The following is a 15094-nucleotide window of genomic DNA, read 5'->3' as shown; positions in this document are numbered from 1 at the left end:
TCAGCCCCACGGATGCTCGTAGCGCTGCTCGAGCCGCAGCTGGACCTTCGCCGACGCCGGACCGGAGCACTCGACACCGAGGACGTACTCGCCCTCCTCGTCGACCGACGCGGTGAACCCACGCTGCAGCTGACGCCACTTGTTGCGGTCCAGGCTCGACATCAGCTGCGAGGCGAGCGGATGCGCGTCGACCTTCCACTCCTCGCCCGCCGCCATGCGCGGCAGCGGATTCCACAGCCCCGACACCGGCTCCTGCAGATTCCAGTCCGGCCCGACCCCGGTCCACTTCGGGAAGCTCGGCCGATCGCCGCGGTACGCGATGCGGAGGTTGCCGCGCCCAGTCCCGGAGCTGTTGTCCCACTCGGCCGTCAGATCCGGGGACCGCCAGTCCGGATCGTGCGCGACCAGCTGCCAGGTCCAGATCTGCGAGAGCCCGAATGTCGGGTCCTCGACGATCTCCTCCTCGTGCGCGGCGCGACGCCGCACCGAGATCCACCGCGGTCCCCACGGGAGCGTCTGCACCACCAGCGGCGAATCGTGCGTAAACGAGAGCATCCTGTGGATCCGGCGGTTCCACCACTGCCACTCGAGGGAGTCGCTGCCCTGCACGATCGTCGGCAGGTCGATCAGCAACTCCTCGATCCGGACCGTCACCGGGATCGACCCCGGCAGCCGCGCCGTCTCGATCTTCACCAGCGACCGCTGCGCCTCCCACAGCCCACCCACGCCCTCGAGCAACTGCGCGCCGTGATCACCCTGCCGAGGCCCGGACAGCTCCACGAACTGCCCGGTGCCGCGCCAGTCGTACAGTCGCACCAGCGTGTCGTCGACCAGCCCTCGCGATCGCCTCACGGCCGAGTCCCCTTCCGCCCGATACGCTGCACTCCCGCACCGCGGCGGACGATGTTGTCGTGCCGACGAGCGCCGCGGAAGAAATCCGGCGCCTGATCAGCCGGTCCGGCGTAGTTGTAGTGGCGGTCGCCCTCCTGGATCACCGGTCCGGCCGGTCGATCCATGACCGCCGCCTGACCGCCACGAGCCCGCGCGAGCGTCCCCCCATCGGCGTGCATGTTCACCAGCTGGAACCCTCTCCGCCGCGCCCACTCCGCGCCGAGCGCGATGTGCTGCGGGTCGTCGGTGTCCGGGATGAAGAACTCGTCGGCGACGGCTCTGTCGCCGATGACCCGGCGGTTCTGCGGCGCCACCACAGCGGCCTTGCTCGGGTCCATCGCGTTGATGCCGCCAGCCCAGTAGCCCTTCGTCGTCGGCCACGGCGGCTCACCGTTGTACTGCTTGTTCGCGTACTTGGCAGCCGCGACACCGTTCGCGAGGACGTTGAACGGGTCGTCCGGGAGCTTCGGATCGCGGAACGCGGCGAACGTCCCCGGCTTCACCTGCATCCAGCCCTTCGGCTGACCGTCCGGCGAGTCCGGGCCGACAGCCTTCGGGTCGCCGTGCGACTCGATGTCGCCCTGCCCGATCATCTTGTCCTTCCACCGGTAGTTCATGCCCGCGATCCGCAGCGCCGCCGTCGCCTCCTTCTCCCACTGCACCGCGCCGCGCGACGGGTCATAGGGCGCCGAGTCCACGAGCCGGTACGGGTCGCTGTCGGCGGGCCCGGACGTCTTCCCCGACGTCGACGCGTCCGACTCCGACGTGCTGTCGGTGCCGGACTTCTTGTCGCGGAGCTTGATCTTCGCCTCGAGGTTGTCCTGGTCGTGCTTCTGCTTGAGGTCCAGGAGCTTGCGGTCCCGTTCGGGCCCCGACTTCATCGAGTTCTTGATCGCCAAGCGGTCGTTCTCGTACTTCTGGTCGCGAGCGAGCTTGTCGCGGTCGTACGCGGCCTGGTCCTCCTTGCTGACACCGCCGCTCTTGGACTCGGACTTCGGAACCTCGGCCTGCTGCTCGCGGTACTTCTGCGTGTTGATGCCGATCTGCAGCGCCCGACCGATCGTCGACTTGTCCGGATCCGCGAATATCGAGTCCTGCATGTCGAAGGTCTCCAGGAGCCCGCGGACGCCGATCCGCGCGGCCTCAGCGGCGACGTCCTCGGCCTTCGGTGCCTTCGGCGGCTCGATGTACTGCCGCGACTGCGTCTCGTCCTCGGCCTTCATCGTCTCGGTCGCGGCCTCCTCGGCCGACACGTCCGGCTTGGTCTCGTCTGGCGGCGGCGAGATCAGATTCTTCGGCAGGTGGAAGCGGAACGGGAACTGGCCGTCGAACGCTCCGGCGGCGCCGCGACCCCACCGCACTTGAGACGGCGACGAGTTCCCGCCCGACTCGGTGTTCACCGGTCCGCGATCGGTCTGCACCGTCGCTGCCATGTGCTCCTGCGACACACCGACCGTCAGGTAGTCGGACGGTGACGCGCCCGGCTCGAGCCCGCCAGTCTGGCCGTCCAGCAGGCTGTACGTCGTGAACAGGCGCGTGAGTTCCTGCCCCTTCGCGGCCTGCACGATCCACGACACCCACATCGAGCAGTCCCGCCCACCGGTGATGTACGGCAGCCCGTCGTTCGCCTTACCTACCTGCTCGGCGCGCACCAGTCCACCGAGGTACAGGCCCTGACGCTCCTGCGCCAGCCCGGCGCGCCACGCGAAGATCGCGTCGTGGCCGCCGGCGGCATCGACCGTGTCCGGCGCGAGGTAGTGCTCCCCGTTCGACAGCGCCACCGGCATCAGCGGTCCCGCCGTCGCCGTCTTGCGGCCCGGCCGACCAGCACCGAGCGCCGACACCTGACGATTCACCGCACCGTGGCCACCGGCCGCGGATACCTCGGCCGCGGTCACCACGTGACCGCCCGCCGGGACCTGCGTCAGGATCGAGTCTGACGTCCCGGTGCCCGGACCACGGATCGCACCATCAGCTCCGACACCACCACCGACCGCGTACCCGTCGATCGGCCCGCCCTTCGCGCGTGGCTGAGACCCGACGCCGAATGTCTCGACGCCCCACCTGGCGGACTGTGCCTGCGCTTCGTCGACGATGACCGTCGCCCGGTAGGTGACGTTCTTGTCTTTCAGCTCGTTCTGCTTTGTGACCAGAGCGTTCAGATCCTGCTGTGCCTGAGTCGTCGTCGCAGTGACCGTCACTCCCTTGTTGTCCGGGAGCTCGGTCACGACGAGACCCTTGATTCCCTCGAGCTTGGCCTTCGCCTCGTCCGAGATCGAGTGCAGTTCGATCGCCTTATTCGGCGGCACACCCTCGACCAGTCTCTTGATCAGCAAGAGCTCGGCCGAGACGGCGTCGCCGCCCTTCGCGAGCAGCTGCACAACCTGCTCCGGAGGCAGCAACCCCATTGCCGTCGCGAGCGCCGCGACATCGACGCCAGCAGCCTTCGCCCCGTCCGACGACTTCATGAAGCTGTTGTAGATCTCGGACGCTGCTGTACGCGCAGCGTTGGCCGCGGCCTCGCTGCCCTGCCCGTTCTGAATGGCGAACTGGTAGGCCGCTGTGGCGGCGTTATTCATCTGGTTCTTGACGTTGAAGATCTCGCTCGACAGTGCCCGCGTCGCGTCGTTATTGAGAACGATGCGTCCCGTCGCACTGTTGATGAGTTCCCCGTACCCTCCGACCGAGTCGGCGGCTGCCTGCCATGTCGCCGGCAGCTTCTCGACGGCCTGCTTCGCCTGCCCCATCGCGGCGTCGAAACCCTCGGCGCCGCCGCCAAGCGCGTCCAGAGCAGCCTTGAGCGCGTTCGACTTCTCCGCGGCCGTGGACGTCTTGGACCCGAGAACCTCCATCGCCTCGGCGAGCGTCCGAGCGCGCGGGTCCATCTTCTCCATCGCCCGCGTCTGCTGGTCCTGCGCCGCCCCGGCCTCGCGGACCGCCTGCGCTGCGAGGTTGACGTTCTCCCCCAGCTGGACGGCGTTCTTTCCGGACTCGTCGAGGTGGCGCCGGTAGTCCTGGATCGTGGTCCCCGACCCGACCATGAACCCTTCGACCTTCTTGATCGCGGAGGCGTTGCCGCGCAGAGCGTCGGTCATCGTGTCGGCGTCGATACCCGCTGCGCGAAGCGACGAGCCCTGCTTGTTCCAGTAGTCCGACGATTCCAGCGACTTCTTGGTCGTCGCATCGAGTGTGACATTCAGGTCATCGAGCGCGCCCTTCTGCCGCGATGCCGCCGCCGTGACGCGATCGGCCGAGATCCCCAGCTGATCGGAGAACTCGAAAGTGTTGCCCTTGCCGTACTTTCCGCCGCGCAGGTCCGCCGCCATCTGTGCCGTGCTCGCTTTGTTCAGCGCACCGGTCTGCACGTCGATGGACCCGACGAGGTCGTCGACGTTCCGCTTGTGCTCGGCGGCGGCCTGCGCGGCCTCCTGCTGCCGCTGCGAGTACATCGCCAGACCGAGCGACGCCGCACCCAGCGCGACACCCCACGGGCCACCGAGAGCCGACATCAGCCCGCCGGCACCGAGCTTGAGCGCTGTCGCGCCCGCGGCCGCGGTACCCGCGACCGAGCCGAATCGGCCCATGCCCTGCGATGCCGCCGTGAACGCTCCGCCGATCTGGCCGAGAGCGCCGTTACGCTCCCCCATCGTGCGCATCGTCGCCGTCAGGAGCCCCACCGGCTCGCCCGCTGCAGCTGCACCACGCCGCACCGCGCCCACCTGGTCGGTGAACCCCCGCATCGCCGACACCGACTCGAGAGTCGAGGTCCGGTACGCGGCCTGCGCACGCTGCGCTACCGTCAGGCCCCGCCCGGTGCCTTCGATCGCGCGACCGTACTTGTCAACCTCGCGGGTCGCCAGTTTCGCCAGCGAGTTCTGCGCGGACATCTCCGCGCGGAACGCCGACAACGCCTTCAGCGGCCCGGGCGTGGCGATCTTGTTGCGGGCGATTGCGAACGCACCCATCGCCAGGGCAGCGGTCTGGACGGGTGCCGGTAGGCCCGCGAATACGTTGAGGACGCCGCCGACCGCGCCGGTGATCGGTTCCAGTCCGGCGACGGCGAGCTTGCCCGTCGCCTGCGCGCCTTCCCCGATCACCGTCAGCGCGCCGCCCGGGCCCACTAGATCCTGCGCGATCCCGTGGAGTCCGTCGCCGATCGACTTCAGATCCTCTACCAGCGGCCGCAGGCCCTCGCTCATCCCGCCGGTGTCACCCTTGAGCAGGTCGGAGAGGTTGCCGAGCTGGTCGGCACCGAAGCTGGCCAGGTCCGTCAGCGGTCCGCGCAGCAGGTCGTACAATGCGAGTTTGGTCTCGTCGGCCGCGTTCTGCAGCCGCTCGAGCTGACCGGGCAGGCCCTTGGCCATCTCCTCCGCGAGACGCTGCGCCGACCCGGCCTTGCCGACCTGCTCGGTCATCTGACGGAAGCTCTCCGAGCCGTCCTTGGCCGCGATCCCGGCGAGCCGCATCGCATCCGACCCAAACAGTACCGCGGTCGCCTGGTTGTACTGCTCCTCGGTGAGATTCGTCGACGCAGTCTTGAGCTCGTCCATGATCGGGCCGAGACCGCGGAACTTGCCCTGCGCGTCGTAGACGCTGATGCCGAGCTCTTCCATCGCCGTCGCCGCGGGCTTGCCGGTGTCCTGGAGCGCGAGCAGTGTGCTCTTGAGCAGCGTGCCCGCGTCAGAGCCCTTGATGCCATTGTTCGCCAGGACGCCGAGCGCGCCGGCCGTCTCGTCGATCGTCATGCCGAACTGGGAGGCGACCGAGCCTGCCTGCTGCAGTCCCTGTGCGATGTCGGTGATTTCGCCCGCCGCGGCGTTCGCGGTGCCCGCGAGGACGTCCGCGACGTGCCCGGCGTCGGAGGCCTTGAGCGAGAACGTGTTGATCGCCTGCGCCTGGATCTCCGAGGCCTGCGCGGCAGATATCTGAGCGGCGGCGGCGAGCTGGAGACTGCCCCGTGCGGCGTCCATCGACTGCTGGACTGACAGTCCACCCTTGCTCAGCTCCAGCATCGCCTGCGCGGCATCGGATGCCGACGTCGCGGGGATCGCGATGTCGTTGCCGAGCTGACGTGCCTTCTCCGACACCGCCGCCATCTCGGCCCCGGTCGCCCCGGTCACGCCGCGCAGCTGGTTGAGGACCGTGTCGAACTCCACGCCGGCGTCGATGACGGACTTGAGTCCGCCGAGGACAGCTGCGCCGCCGAACGCAAGTCCGAGTGCGCCGGCTGCCTTCTTCGCCGAGGCGGTGGCCTTGGCCAGGGTCGAGTCGAGTCGCGCTGCGACGTCCTTGTCATTGAGGACGACGTCGATGTCGATCCGGCCGCCTGCCGTCATCAGCTAGTCCCTTTCTCAGAGCCCGAAGAGTGCACCGAAGGACCGTGCGTCCATCTGGCCGCTCGGCTTCGGTTGTTGTGGTCGGCGCGCCTCGTAGCGCTCGACCGCCGCCGCGTGCGCGGCCGGGGGCCGGTACGCGACGGCGCGGAGGACTGGCAGCGGAGGTGTCGGATCGGCCGACCGCGACGCCGCCTTGGCTTCCTCGGGGTCGGTCGTCCACTTGACGTACTCGGCCTCGAGCCACCAGTTCTGAATGTCGACCAACGTGGCGATGTTCTCGTCGGTGCGAGTCCACGTCTCGGTCAGGTCATCGAGCAAGAGGGTGACGTCCTGCCACGGCTTCGACGTCAGTGCCGCCCGCAGGTCGAGCCCGTACTGCCGCTGGAAGCGGCCAATGTATGCGCCCCAGCTCTCCCGGATGGAAAGCAGGAAGTCTAGAGCGCCAACGCGTTTCCCTGGCGGTCCACCAGTCCTGCGAGGTTGTTGATGTACAGGAAGATCCGCCGCGACTCGGCGATGCTCCGCGTGTCGAGGATCGCCAGCAGCTCCTCGATCTTGTCGTGATCCTCCTCGGGCAGCAGGATCTTGAGCACCGCCCGGTTGCCCTCTGCGACCTCAGACGGCGTCAATTCGCTCGGGTCCGCGCGCTGCAGGTCCGACCAGGCCCATACGGTGTCGGGACTGAAGTAGCGGTTGATCGAGAAATCGACGCCTTTGATGGTGACCGGCACCGGCTCGGTGCCCGGCGTGCCGACCTCCAGGATGCTGGCGAGGTCGATGCGCTCGACGGGCTCGGTCTCGGTGGCCTCGGGCTCGACGGCAGGCGCGGTGCTCTTCTTGGTCTTGTTGCTCGGCATGGTGTGTCAGCTCTCCTGTGGGATGAGTCGGGGATCGAGATGAGGCGGCGCCGACCGGGGCCGCTCCCCGGCCGGCACCGCCCCCGGGGCGCTAGGGCGCCAGCGGGTTCCAGTTGCTGATCGGGACCAGCGGCGAGAGCGCGAGGATCTCGAACTCCCAGCCGTCGAGGTCCTCGCCGGCGAACGTACGCGGCGGCGGCGAGGACAGCGTGGCCTTCTCGGTGTAGAAGCCGACGCGGTCGGTCGAGGCGTTCGACGGGTCCGCGAGAGTCCAGATCAGAGCGAACTCCTCAGCGTTTCCGCCGACCCACTTGTAGACCTCGGACGTGCCGACCTGAACGATCTCGCCACCGAGCAGCGAGGTCAGGACCGCCGCCTTCGAGTAGTCGACCGCCCGGAACTTGGTCGTGTCCTCACGCGGCCCACGGCTCAGCGCGTACGTGGAGTCGCGCTTGTTGAAGATCGTGTGCTTCTTGATGTCCTGGTTCGGCTCGAGGTTGAATCCGGCCTGGATACCGCCGAACGCGTCCCAGGTGACGCCGGGCGAGGTGCCGGTCACGAGCGGGTGCGCCCACGGATCTTCCGGGAGAGCGGTGCCGGCGGGCGCACGGTAGGCGTCGCCGTCCTGCCAGACGTAGGCCTTGGAATTGTCGGGGGTGGTGCTCATCTGCAAGCTCCTTCACTGCGCCCACGAGGTGAGCGGTCACTGGAAAATGGAGAGACCCCGGCCTGGCGTGCCGAGCAGGCACCAGACCGGGGTCCCGGTCACCCAACCTCGCCGTGCCTCCGCGGAGCGGGCTGCCTGGCACAGGGGCGGGTGGTCTATCGAGGGCCGGAGCCCACCTTCATCAGAATCTCGATCACCGACCGGTACAGCGGCGACTCCGCGCCACGCTCACGGTCGACCATCGTCGTCGGGCCGGCATCCCACTCGGAGCGCCACGTGACCCCGCGGAACTCGAATCCGCCGCCGCGACCCATCTGCCGGTGCCGATCGAATATCCGGCCGGCAAGATCAGCGACGTCCCACGACAGCTCCTCCGGATCCATGTCGATGCCCTGATCGACGAGGATCTCCGCCGCAGGCACCCACACCGACACGATCAACCGCGGCTTCGACAGCTCGATGTTCTGCCGCCGGTTGACTCCGGTGTAGATCGTCACGCACGGCCCCCGGAGCGGGTCCGGAAGTTCCCTGGTCGTGATCCGCTGCGGATCATCGCCCACGAGCTCCATGAACTCCGGCGTCGACCGCAGCAGCTCGCGCGCAGCTCCCGGAGCGAACGGCGTCTTGCGCGTGATCATCATGATGATCAGTGCCCTCTCGGCCGCGCACCGTAGTACGTGCCGTACCGCGACGCCGCATTGATCAGAGTCGCGTGCGCCGGCGTATCGCTGGTGCCGTACTCCTTGTGGATCGCAGTCTCATCGGTGTCGGAGAGGGTGACGTCCTCGCCCTCCACGATCACGGTGATTCCGTCGCGGTACTCGCCGGTCAAGACCGGCGCCTCCGCGCGGGCGTCAGAGGCGGCACGGTGCGCGACCTGCGCGCGCTGCTCCACCGACGTCGCGTTCGCCTGCGCGATCGCGGCCTTCGCGAACACTCGCGACCGCAGGGACACCGACGCCGCCACCGAGCTAGTCCTTCTTGTTCCGCAGGTGCTCGCGGTAGGCCGACCCGTACCGCGACCCGGTGTGGACGTTGCCGTCGTCGTCCTTCCACTGCACCAGGCCGGAGTCGGGCGTGCTGTCCTTGGGTGCGGTGTCCGCGGCCGGCGCCGCCGCGACGGTGCTCTGTTCGTTCGCCTTGTCGTCGACGGGCTTGTCGTCGGTGGGCTTCGCTGCAGCCATGTCACTTCTCCTTGATGTCGGTCGCTCGTCGGATGACGAGCGCGATGTAGCGGGTCGGCGCCGACGCGCGACGCCGTTTGCGGGCCTTCGGTATCCGCACGATCGACCAGACCTCGCCGTCCGGGCTGATCGCCCGATGCTCGAGCGTGATCGGCCCCGGGATCTTGTTCTCGGCTGACGGGTGCAGGAGCAGCAGGGCCTCGGCCGCGACGACGCCACCCGGCAGCAGCTTCTCGTCAGTGCGAGGGAAGCGCTGCTCGAGAGACCCACGGACCAGTATCGGATCGGGAGCCGGTCCCGGGCGGCGATTGCCCGTCCCCTCGTCGACGGTTGTCGGGCGCGGCGGTCGGATCGCCCACTGCTCGGGAAACCTCACGATGACATCTGCACCGAGTACATGCCGTTGGCCGCGTCGGAGACCACCGGCGACAGCGCCGCGACCTGCGCGGCCGTCATCTCGACCGTGAGCCGGTTCGCCGCCGCGACCTGAGTCGTCCCGATCTCCGGGTACGTCTCGCCAGTCGACCGGAAGCCGAGCTCGATGTTCTCCAGCGCGGCAAGGACCATGTCGACGGCCACGCCCCGGACCCGCACCGCCGAAAGCGAGCCCGCCGCGATCCGGGCGTCGACGGCGACGACCCGGGCCCGAATCTCGGCGGATGCCTGCTCGCACAGCTCATCGAGCTGCGCGCGCTCCGGCGTGCCCTCTCCCGGCAGGTCCGCCGCCAGCAGCTTCGTGACGTCCGTGGCGGTGACAAGGGTCGGAGGCGTGGCCATCGCCGTCTCAGTCCTCGACGATCGAGGTTGCGCCGGTGTCGATGTTGCGCTCGACGGTCACGACGGTGCCGTCGCCCTTGAGCGCTTCGTACCGCTCGATGCGGTCCTTGCGCTTGGCCGGCGACTTGGCCGCACTCTTGCGCGTCCCGCTGCGCTTGGCCGCGGGCTTGACGTCCGCGGCAGGCTCCACAGTCTCGGGAGCGGCCTCGGCGTCGGTCGCCGTGTCGATAGCGGTGACGTCCGCGTCAGCGCTGGTGTCGGTTTCAGCCATGATCTTCTCCTGGTCAGGCGGCGATGACGCCGCGGAGTCGGGCAGCGGCCTTGCCGCCGAACAGTGCGAGGCCGCAGTAGAACTCGATGCGGGTGCGCAGTGCGGGCTTCTCCTGCAGCTGACCGAGGTCGTCAACCTGGACGCCGCCGTTGGTCAGGCCCGTGGTCGCCTGGTCGCCGTCCGTGCCGCCGAAGCGGACCGCGTACATGCTCGAGGTGTTCGAGGCGGTACCCAGCGTCTCGTTGACCGGGAGCACCTGACCGCCGGACAGGTTGTCACCCAGATCCAGGATCGGGACACCCTGCCACTGCGCGACGCGCTTGCCGGTCATGTCCTCCTTGACGATCTCCACGCCGCCGATACGTCGGCCGGCGGAGATGATCTTGGAGCGCGCCTGCCGCGATGCGTAGATCGCATCCGCGCCGGGGCACGCGGCGAGCAGCTCGTCCATCTTGTCGAAGAATGCGTGGGTGTCGGAGCTGCCGTCGCCGAGGATCGGCATCCCGTTGGTGCCGGCGTCGATGACCTGGTTGCCGACGACGCGCTTCTTCAGTCCGTCGAAACCCTTCGGGTCGGTCACGACATCACCGTTGATGAAGTGGTCGTTGAACTTGTAGCTCATGGCCTTGACCTTGAGCTTGTCCTGCTCGGCGCGCTGATTGAACACGTTCGACCGGGTCTGCTGGATGAAGCGGTCCACGTCGGAATCGCCACCGAGGATGACGAGCTTCTCGGTGAGCTGGTTGAACGTGCCGGTCGACTCGGTGTAGCCCTCGTTGACACCACGGAACGCGACACCAGGCAGCGTCTGCTCCTGGTCGTACGCGTACGCGTTGCCTTCGATCGGCATCAGCGGGAGCCGGTCCAGGATCGGGGACTCCTGCACGAACATCTCGTGAATGGCGCGCGACAGCTGATTCTCGGAGAGAACCGCGGCTTCGGCCAGAGTGACAGCCATGAGCTGTTCCTTTCTAGTGATCCCGACGGCAGCCGCCGCCGGGGGTCGTTACTTGCTGGTCTGGTAGTACACAGACGCACGAGCGGCACCAGGTGCCGCCGTCGCCGCCGTGTCGTTGGCGCCCGCCCCACCGACGCCCGCACCGTCCGTCCGGTGTCCGGCGGCGGACTGAGCGTCCATGTCGGACTTGAGCTGCTGCGCATCGGCGAGCATCTCCTCCGGGGTCGCCCCCGCGATCCGCTTGGCCCACGACAGCGGCAGCCCCGCCTTCTCGGTGGCCTCGTACTGGTCGGCCTTCAGCTGAGCGGCGCGGTGATCGGCGTCGCGCTTGGCCTCGGCCTCCTGCTTGCGCTGCTCGTCGGTCTTGTTCTTGTCCTCGATCTCGGCGAGCCTCTGCGCCAGAGCGTCTCGCTCCTGCTCCGCAGCAGCCCGGCCCTTGCGCTCCGACGTCAGATCGGCCAGGACAGCGTTCTTCGAATGCTCCGACTTGAAGACATCGCCACCGTCTCCACCGTCGCCGCCGCTGTCGCTTCCGGCATCGTGCCCGCCGTCGCCGCCAGCGCCTCCTGCGCCGCCACCGCCGCCGCCGCTGTTGTCTTCGCCCATCGCGAAGAACCGCAGTCGCGGATGGCGCCCCTCCGGAGCGCACGGAGTGATGACCGAATGCAGGGTGCTGGGAAGGGTGCGATGCGACATGACAGGCTCCATCTCGGATGAGTCCGGATCTCCCGGACAACACAAAGAAGGCCCGACCGCATCTCGCGGTCGGGCCTAGAAACGACGAAACCCCCAGCCGTTCAAGGCATGGGGGTAACCACCGACATCAGTATGCCTGTGGATAACTCAGGATGCAAGCACGCTGCGCGCGTCATTCTCGGCGCCAGCGGAGAACTTTCCGAACTTCCCTGCGCGTGCGAATGCGAGAGCTGTCTCTGCTTCGGCGGCCGTCAGCCAGCCTTCGTCGGCACCGCTTCCAAGGAGGTCATAAGCTGCGAGCCATCCGTCGCCGTCATCGATGAGCGATCGCGCCAGCGTCACGTCGGCAGGGCTGATGTCATCGACGTGGGCGGCGAGAATCTCCTCGGCCCACTCAGTTGTCGACAACAGCACTTTTCTCACGCTCCCATCGTATCCGGTCGTACGGGTGGACTGTTGCAATCCGCCAACCGTATCCATCATTTCGGATACGCAGGACCGCAGTGACGTCGCGGTAGGCGCCGAGGAATGAGTACCGTCGTCGGCCGCGGGGGAACCCGTCGCTCGGGGCGTCGATGATCGCGTTCACGAGATCCACAACGTCTTGTTCGCCCCAGCCTGCCGGGAACTCGTCGTCCTTCACGCCGAGGCCGCTGCGATGGAAGCCATGCCCGGTCGAATCACCGTCGAGGACTGCCTCTGCATCGATGAGCTCGAACTTCTCGACCTCGCTCCGGCGGAACAGCGGCTGTCGGCCATCGATCGCGTTGAAAGCATCCGGCGTCGCCGGGCCGTGCATTCCGTTCGTTCGCTTCGGCGGCGGGCCGTCTGCCGCACTCGCCACGCCAGAGCCGCCTCCTCCCCCCGGTGGACCGTTGATAATCGACCCGGGATCGGTGCGCGGCCCTCTGCTGTTCGCACGCTCCGCAGCCATCGGAGGTCTGTGCCGCGGCATGTTCCCCGGCGTCGGGCCTCCGACCAGATAGCCGTGGCGGTCCAGCAACTCAAGCGCCAGATCCCGGTCCCCGTCCGCCGCCTGATAGATCGCATCCGGCATCAACCGCTGCTGCGCGGGACGCTTCCCTCCCGGACCCCGACCGAGGCGACTGCCCGCGATACCGCGCCGCGTCGTCCCCTCGGTCGTCACCGACCGCGCCCGAGCTCGTCCCCCGCGTGAGTTCCGGATCGCCTCGGCTTCGGCCTTCGTGATCCGCCCCGACGCGAACGACAGTCCTGCGCCCCGGCGTGCGTTCACCACCTGGTTGATGTCCGCGCCATCGCGGATCGCCTGCGCGCCCGCCTTCGTGAACAGCCGATCCTGCTGCGCTCGCGAGAGCCCGTCGAAATGCACGCGGGCATCGACCGTCGCGAGGTCGAGGAACCGCGTCTCGGCCGGGACATGCTCGCAGTCGCAATGCGGGTGACGATCGAATGCGTCGGCGGCGCGGTACGTGCGGTCGGCGAGCACCACGCACCGCGCACACGACGAGCCGACGAGCTTGCGCGTGTACCCGACCCGCGGTCGAGTGACCGTCTCCAAGCTCATCGCCGCGCGGCTCGTATCAGAGGTGACCGTCAGGAGTTTCGTCATCAGGTCCAGCCGCCCGGCGCGCCAGCCCTGCGCCGCGGCACCGAGCTCCATGCCGGCACCGGACAGCGCGGCACTGTCGCTGGCCGTCCGCGCAGTCGTGATCGCAGTGCCGAGCAGACCGGTGATCGAGCGGCCGTCTCCGGCGACGCCGATCAGCTGGCTCGCGTCGACCGCCGCCTCCGCGCGGCTGCTGCTGCCGGTGTCTGCAAGGATCTGTGGGACCGCCTGCGTCGACAGATCGATCAGCCGAGGCTGCACCGCCTCGACGACAGCGGCCATGCGCGGCCCACGCTCAGCGAACCACTCGTCCCAGTCCCCCGGCGGCGGCGTCGTGCCCCACAGCGCCAGCACGCGGGCCAGCGTCGGCCGGACGAGGCTGTGCCGCTCTCGCGTGTAGCGCTGCGAGGCCTGCAGAGCGTCGAGCACGTCGCGCTACTCTCCCGATCCGAGGCCAGCAGCCGCCAGATCCAGCTCCATCGCCTCGCGCGCCTCCTCCTTCGCGTGCTCGATCCACGCATCGACCTTGGTCGGCGTCGCGCCGGGGAGGATGTCCCAGGCGTCGCGCTTCGGGAATTCCGCGCCCTGGACGAGCTTGACGATGCCGTCGACGATCTGGCCGAAGCTCTTTGGGGCCTTGTCTGCCCACGAGATCTCACGGTGGACCGGTGTACGGCCGTGCGCGCGGTCCATCAGCTGCATCGCCTCGGACAGTCCGCCCGCGGCTTCGCCCTGCAGATCGCCGACGAGGGCCTGCAGCGTGGCGTCCGCTCCGGCCATCGCATCGCCGGACAGGTTCGCCATCTTGTCGAGTGCGTACTGCGGGGGCACCTGCCCCTTGGTGAACAGGTCCGTGAGGAATCGGACGTAGACGTTGACGTAGCGGTCCAGGTTCGACTCGTCCAGGTCGAACACCTTGGTGTCCTTGCCGGGGAAGATCAGCATCCGGTCGACGCCGACGCGGCCACCCTTGCGCAGCGCCGGCACCGGCTCCCCGTTGGGGCCGATGATCGGCTGCCCGTCCGGTCCCTTGAGGTAGATGACGTCGCCGGAGGCATCACGCAGCAGCGGGTCGTATCCGGTCGCGACCCGCTGACGGAACGCCGAGAACTGCATCGCAAGCAGCGTGTTGAACCGGATCGTGTTGATGGCATCCTGCATGTCGATCAGTCCGTCGATCGCGGCGTGAGGGACGTTATCGGCGTCGACGCGCGACCCGATCTGCACGAACGGGAGTGCGCCGAGCCCGTGCATAGTCTCGCTGACCTTCGTCCACTCGCCGAGCGTGCCTGCGGACTTCTTCATCCACCGCACAGCGGAGACATCGTCGTACACCACGGCGTACTCCCGGACCCCGACGTCAGCACCCGGCGGCGTCCACAGCCCCGTCGCCGCCCGCTTCTTCTCCGTCCACCGCTTCACGACGTACTGCGTCGAGAACGGATCCTCGGGCGAGGGCTCGAAGTGCAAGCGCCGCACGTTCTCCACGAACATGCGGCCACCGCCCGGAACCTTCGACACCGACAGCGCGGCGCGACCGTGCACCATCATCGATGAGTAGAGGATCCGCTGACGGGTATGCATCTTGGCCGCAGTCATGTACTGCCAGGCGTCGGTGTCGACCTTTCCCTGCTCGTCGGTGACCGACTCCATCTCCATGCGCTGCACCGGCACGTCCATCGCAGGCGCAAGCCAGTTTGCGATCGCCTGCTTGCGGAGCTCGAGGTACTCGACGCTCACACCCTCCGGCGCGTACGGCAGAGCTTGGTTACCGCGGTAGTTGTCCTCCCGGCGCTTCCACTCCTTCTCGGCCGCCGCGATCGCCGCGGTGCCGACGTGGAGCCGCTCCAGTTCGTCCTGCATATGGGG

16 protein-coding genes are annotated in these 15094 nt (G+C 68.3%); all 16 read right to left on the bottom strand.

The window, feature by feature from the left end; genetic code table 11:
• Complete coding sequence (locus GSI01S_RS01550; RefSeq protein ID WP_006894534.1) at nucleotides 1–852, bottom strand: hypothetical protein; 852 nt, start codon at nucleotides 850–852, stop codon at nucleotides 1–3.
• Nucleotides 849–6227 (bottom strand): phage tail tape measure protein, encoded by a 5379-nt coding sequence (locus GSI01S_RS01545; RefSeq protein ID WP_006894533.1) that lies wholly within the window; start codon nucleotides 6225–6227, stop codon nucleotides 849–851. The genes GSI01S_RS01550 and GSI01S_RS01545 overlap by 4 nt, the downstream gene beginning before the upstream one ends.
• A gap of 15 nt (nucleotides 6228–6242) precedes the next feature.
• Entirely contained in the window at nucleotides 6243–6545 is a 303-nt protein-coding gene (locus tag GSI01S_RS01540) for a hypothetical protein (RefSeq protein WP_006894532.1), read from the bottom strand.
• 116 nt (nucleotides 6546–6661) lie between these two features.
• Entirely contained in the window at nucleotides 6662–7084 is a 423-nt protein-coding gene (locus GSI01S_RS01535; protein ID WP_006894531.1) for a hypothetical protein, read from the bottom strand.
• A 91-nt stretch (nucleotides 7085–7175) separates the two neighbouring features.
• Nucleotides 7176–7751 carry a hypothetical protein gene (locus GSI01S_RS01530; RefSeq protein ID WP_006894530.1) on the bottom strand — a complete coding sequence of 192 codons (576 nt, stop codon included), beginning with the start codon at nucleotides 7749–7751 and terminating at the stop codon, nucleotides 7176–7178.
• A 155-nt stretch (nucleotides 7752–7906) separates the two neighbouring features.
• Complete coding sequence (locus GSI01S_RS01525) at nucleotides 7907–8392, bottom strand: hypothetical protein (RefSeq protein ID WP_006894529.1); 486 nt, start codon at nucleotides 8390–8392, stop codon at nucleotides 7907–7909.
• 5 nt (nucleotides 8393–8397) lie between these two features.
• Nucleotides 8398–8718, bottom strand: a complete 321-nt coding sequence (locus tag GSI01S_RS01520) for a hypothetical protein (RefSeq protein WP_006894528.1) — start codon at nucleotides 8716–8718, stop codon at nucleotides 8398–8400.
• Nucleotides 8719–8722: 4 nt separating this feature from the next.
• Complete coding sequence (locus tag GSI01S_RS01515) at nucleotides 8723–8935, bottom strand: hypothetical protein (RefSeq protein WP_006894527.1); 213 nt, start codon at nucleotides 8933–8935, stop codon at nucleotides 8723–8725.
• Nucleotide 8936: 1 nt separating this feature from the next.
• The gene (locus GSI01S_RS01510; RefSeq protein WP_006894526.1) at nucleotides 8937–9311 is read right to left on the bottom strand and encodes a hypothetical protein; all 375 of its coding nucleotides are present in this window, start codon (nucleotides 9309–9311) and stop codon (nucleotides 8937–8939) included.
• Nucleotides 9308–9712, bottom strand: coding sequence for a hypothetical protein (locus tag GSI01S_RS01505; protein ID WP_006894525.1), 405 nt, complete (start codon nucleotides 9710–9712; stop codon nucleotides 9308–9310). The genes GSI01S_RS01510 and GSI01S_RS01505 overlap by 4 nt, the downstream gene beginning before the upstream one ends.
• A 7-nt stretch (nucleotides 9713–9719) precedes the next feature.
• Nucleotides 9720–9983 (bottom strand): hypothetical protein, encoded by a 264-nt coding sequence (locus tag GSI01S_RS01500; protein ID WP_006894524.1) that lies wholly within the window; start codon nucleotides 9981–9983, stop codon nucleotides 9720–9722.
• A gap of 13 nt (nucleotides 9984–9996) precedes the next feature.
• Nucleotides 9997–10941, bottom strand: coding sequence for a major capsid protein (locus tag GSI01S_RS01495; protein WP_006894523.1), 945 nt, complete (start codon nucleotides 10939–10941; stop codon nucleotides 9997–9999).
• Between the two features lie 48 nt (nucleotides 10942–10989).
• The gene (locus GSI01S_RS19425) at nucleotides 10990–11637 is read right to left on the bottom strand and encodes a hypothetical protein (RefSeq protein WP_006894522.1); all 648 of its coding nucleotides are present in this window, start codon (nucleotides 11635–11637) and stop codon (nucleotides 10990–10992) included.
• Nucleotides 11638–11784: 147 nt separating this feature from the next.
• A complete protein-coding gene (locus tag GSI01S_RS01485; protein ID WP_157225294.1) occupies nucleotides 11785–12060 on the bottom strand; it encodes a hypothetical protein in 276 nt (91 codons plus the stop codon).
• Nucleotides 12032–13654 (bottom strand): hypothetical protein, encoded by a 1623-nt coding sequence (locus tag GSI01S_RS19420; RefSeq protein WP_006894520.1) that lies wholly within the window; start codon nucleotides 13652–13654, stop codon nucleotides 12032–12034. Before GSI01S_RS19420 ends, GSI01S_RS01485 begins: the two co-directional genes overlap by 29 nt.
• 6 nt (nucleotides 13655–13660) lie before the next feature.
• Nucleotides 13661–15088: a phage portal protein gene (locus tag GSI01S_RS01475; RefSeq protein WP_006894519.1), complete on the bottom strand. Its 1428-nt coding sequence runs from the start codon at nucleotides 15086–15088 to the stop codon at nucleotides 13661–13663.
• Nucleotides 15089–15094: the final 6 nt, after the last annotated feature.

This window comes from Gordonia sihwensis NBRC 108236, assembly GCF_000333035.1.
GTDB lineage: Bacteria > Actinomycetota > Actinomycetes > Mycobacteriales > Mycobacteriaceae > Gordonia > Gordonia sihwensis.
This window is presented reverse-complemented; position numbering and strand designations above follow the sequence as displayed.

Bases quoted from the DNA above. Each gene is read 5' to 3' on its own strand.
- GSI01S_RS01545 (WP_006894533.1), bottom strand. From the start codon at position 6,227: ATGACGGCAGGCGGCCGGATCGACATCGACGTCGTCCTCAATGACAAG.
- GSI01S_RS01525 (WP_006894529.1), bottom strand. From the start codon at position 8,392: ATGATGATCACGCGCAAGACGCCGTTCGCTCCGGGAGCTGCGCGCGAG.
- GSI01S_RS01495 (WP_006894523.1), bottom strand. From the start codon at position 10,941: ATGGCTGTCACTCTGGCCGAAGCCGCGGTTCTCTCCGAGAATCAGCTG.
- GSI01S_RS01500 (WP_006894524.1), bottom strand. From the start codon at position 9,983: ATGGCTGAAACCGACACCAGCGCTGACGCGGACGTCACCGCTATCGAC.
- GSI01S_RS01505 (WP_006894525.1), bottom strand. From the start codon at position 9,712: ATGGCCACGCCTCCGACCCTTGTCACCGCCACGGACGTCACGAAGCTG.
- GSI01S_RS01515 (WP_006894527.1), bottom strand. From the start codon at position 8,935: ATGGCTGCAGCGAAGCCCACCGACGACAAGCCCGTCGACGACAAGGCG.
- GSI01S_RS01475 (WP_006894519.1), bottom strand. From the start codon at position 15,088: ATGCAGGACGAACTGGAGCGGCTCCACGTCGGCACCGCGGCGATCGCG.
- GSI01S_RS01535 (WP_006894531.1), bottom strand. From the start codon at position 7,084: ATGCCGAGCAACAAGACCAAGAAGAGCACCGCGCCTGCCGTCGAGCCC.
- GSI01S_RS19425 (WP_006894522.1), bottom strand. From the start codon at position 11,637: ATGTCGCATCGCACCCTTCCCAGCACCCTGCATTCGGTCATCACTCCG.
- GSI01S_RS01530 (WP_006894530.1), bottom strand. From the start codon at position 7,751: ATGAGCACCACCCCCGACAATTCCAAGGCCTACGTCTGGCAGGACGGC.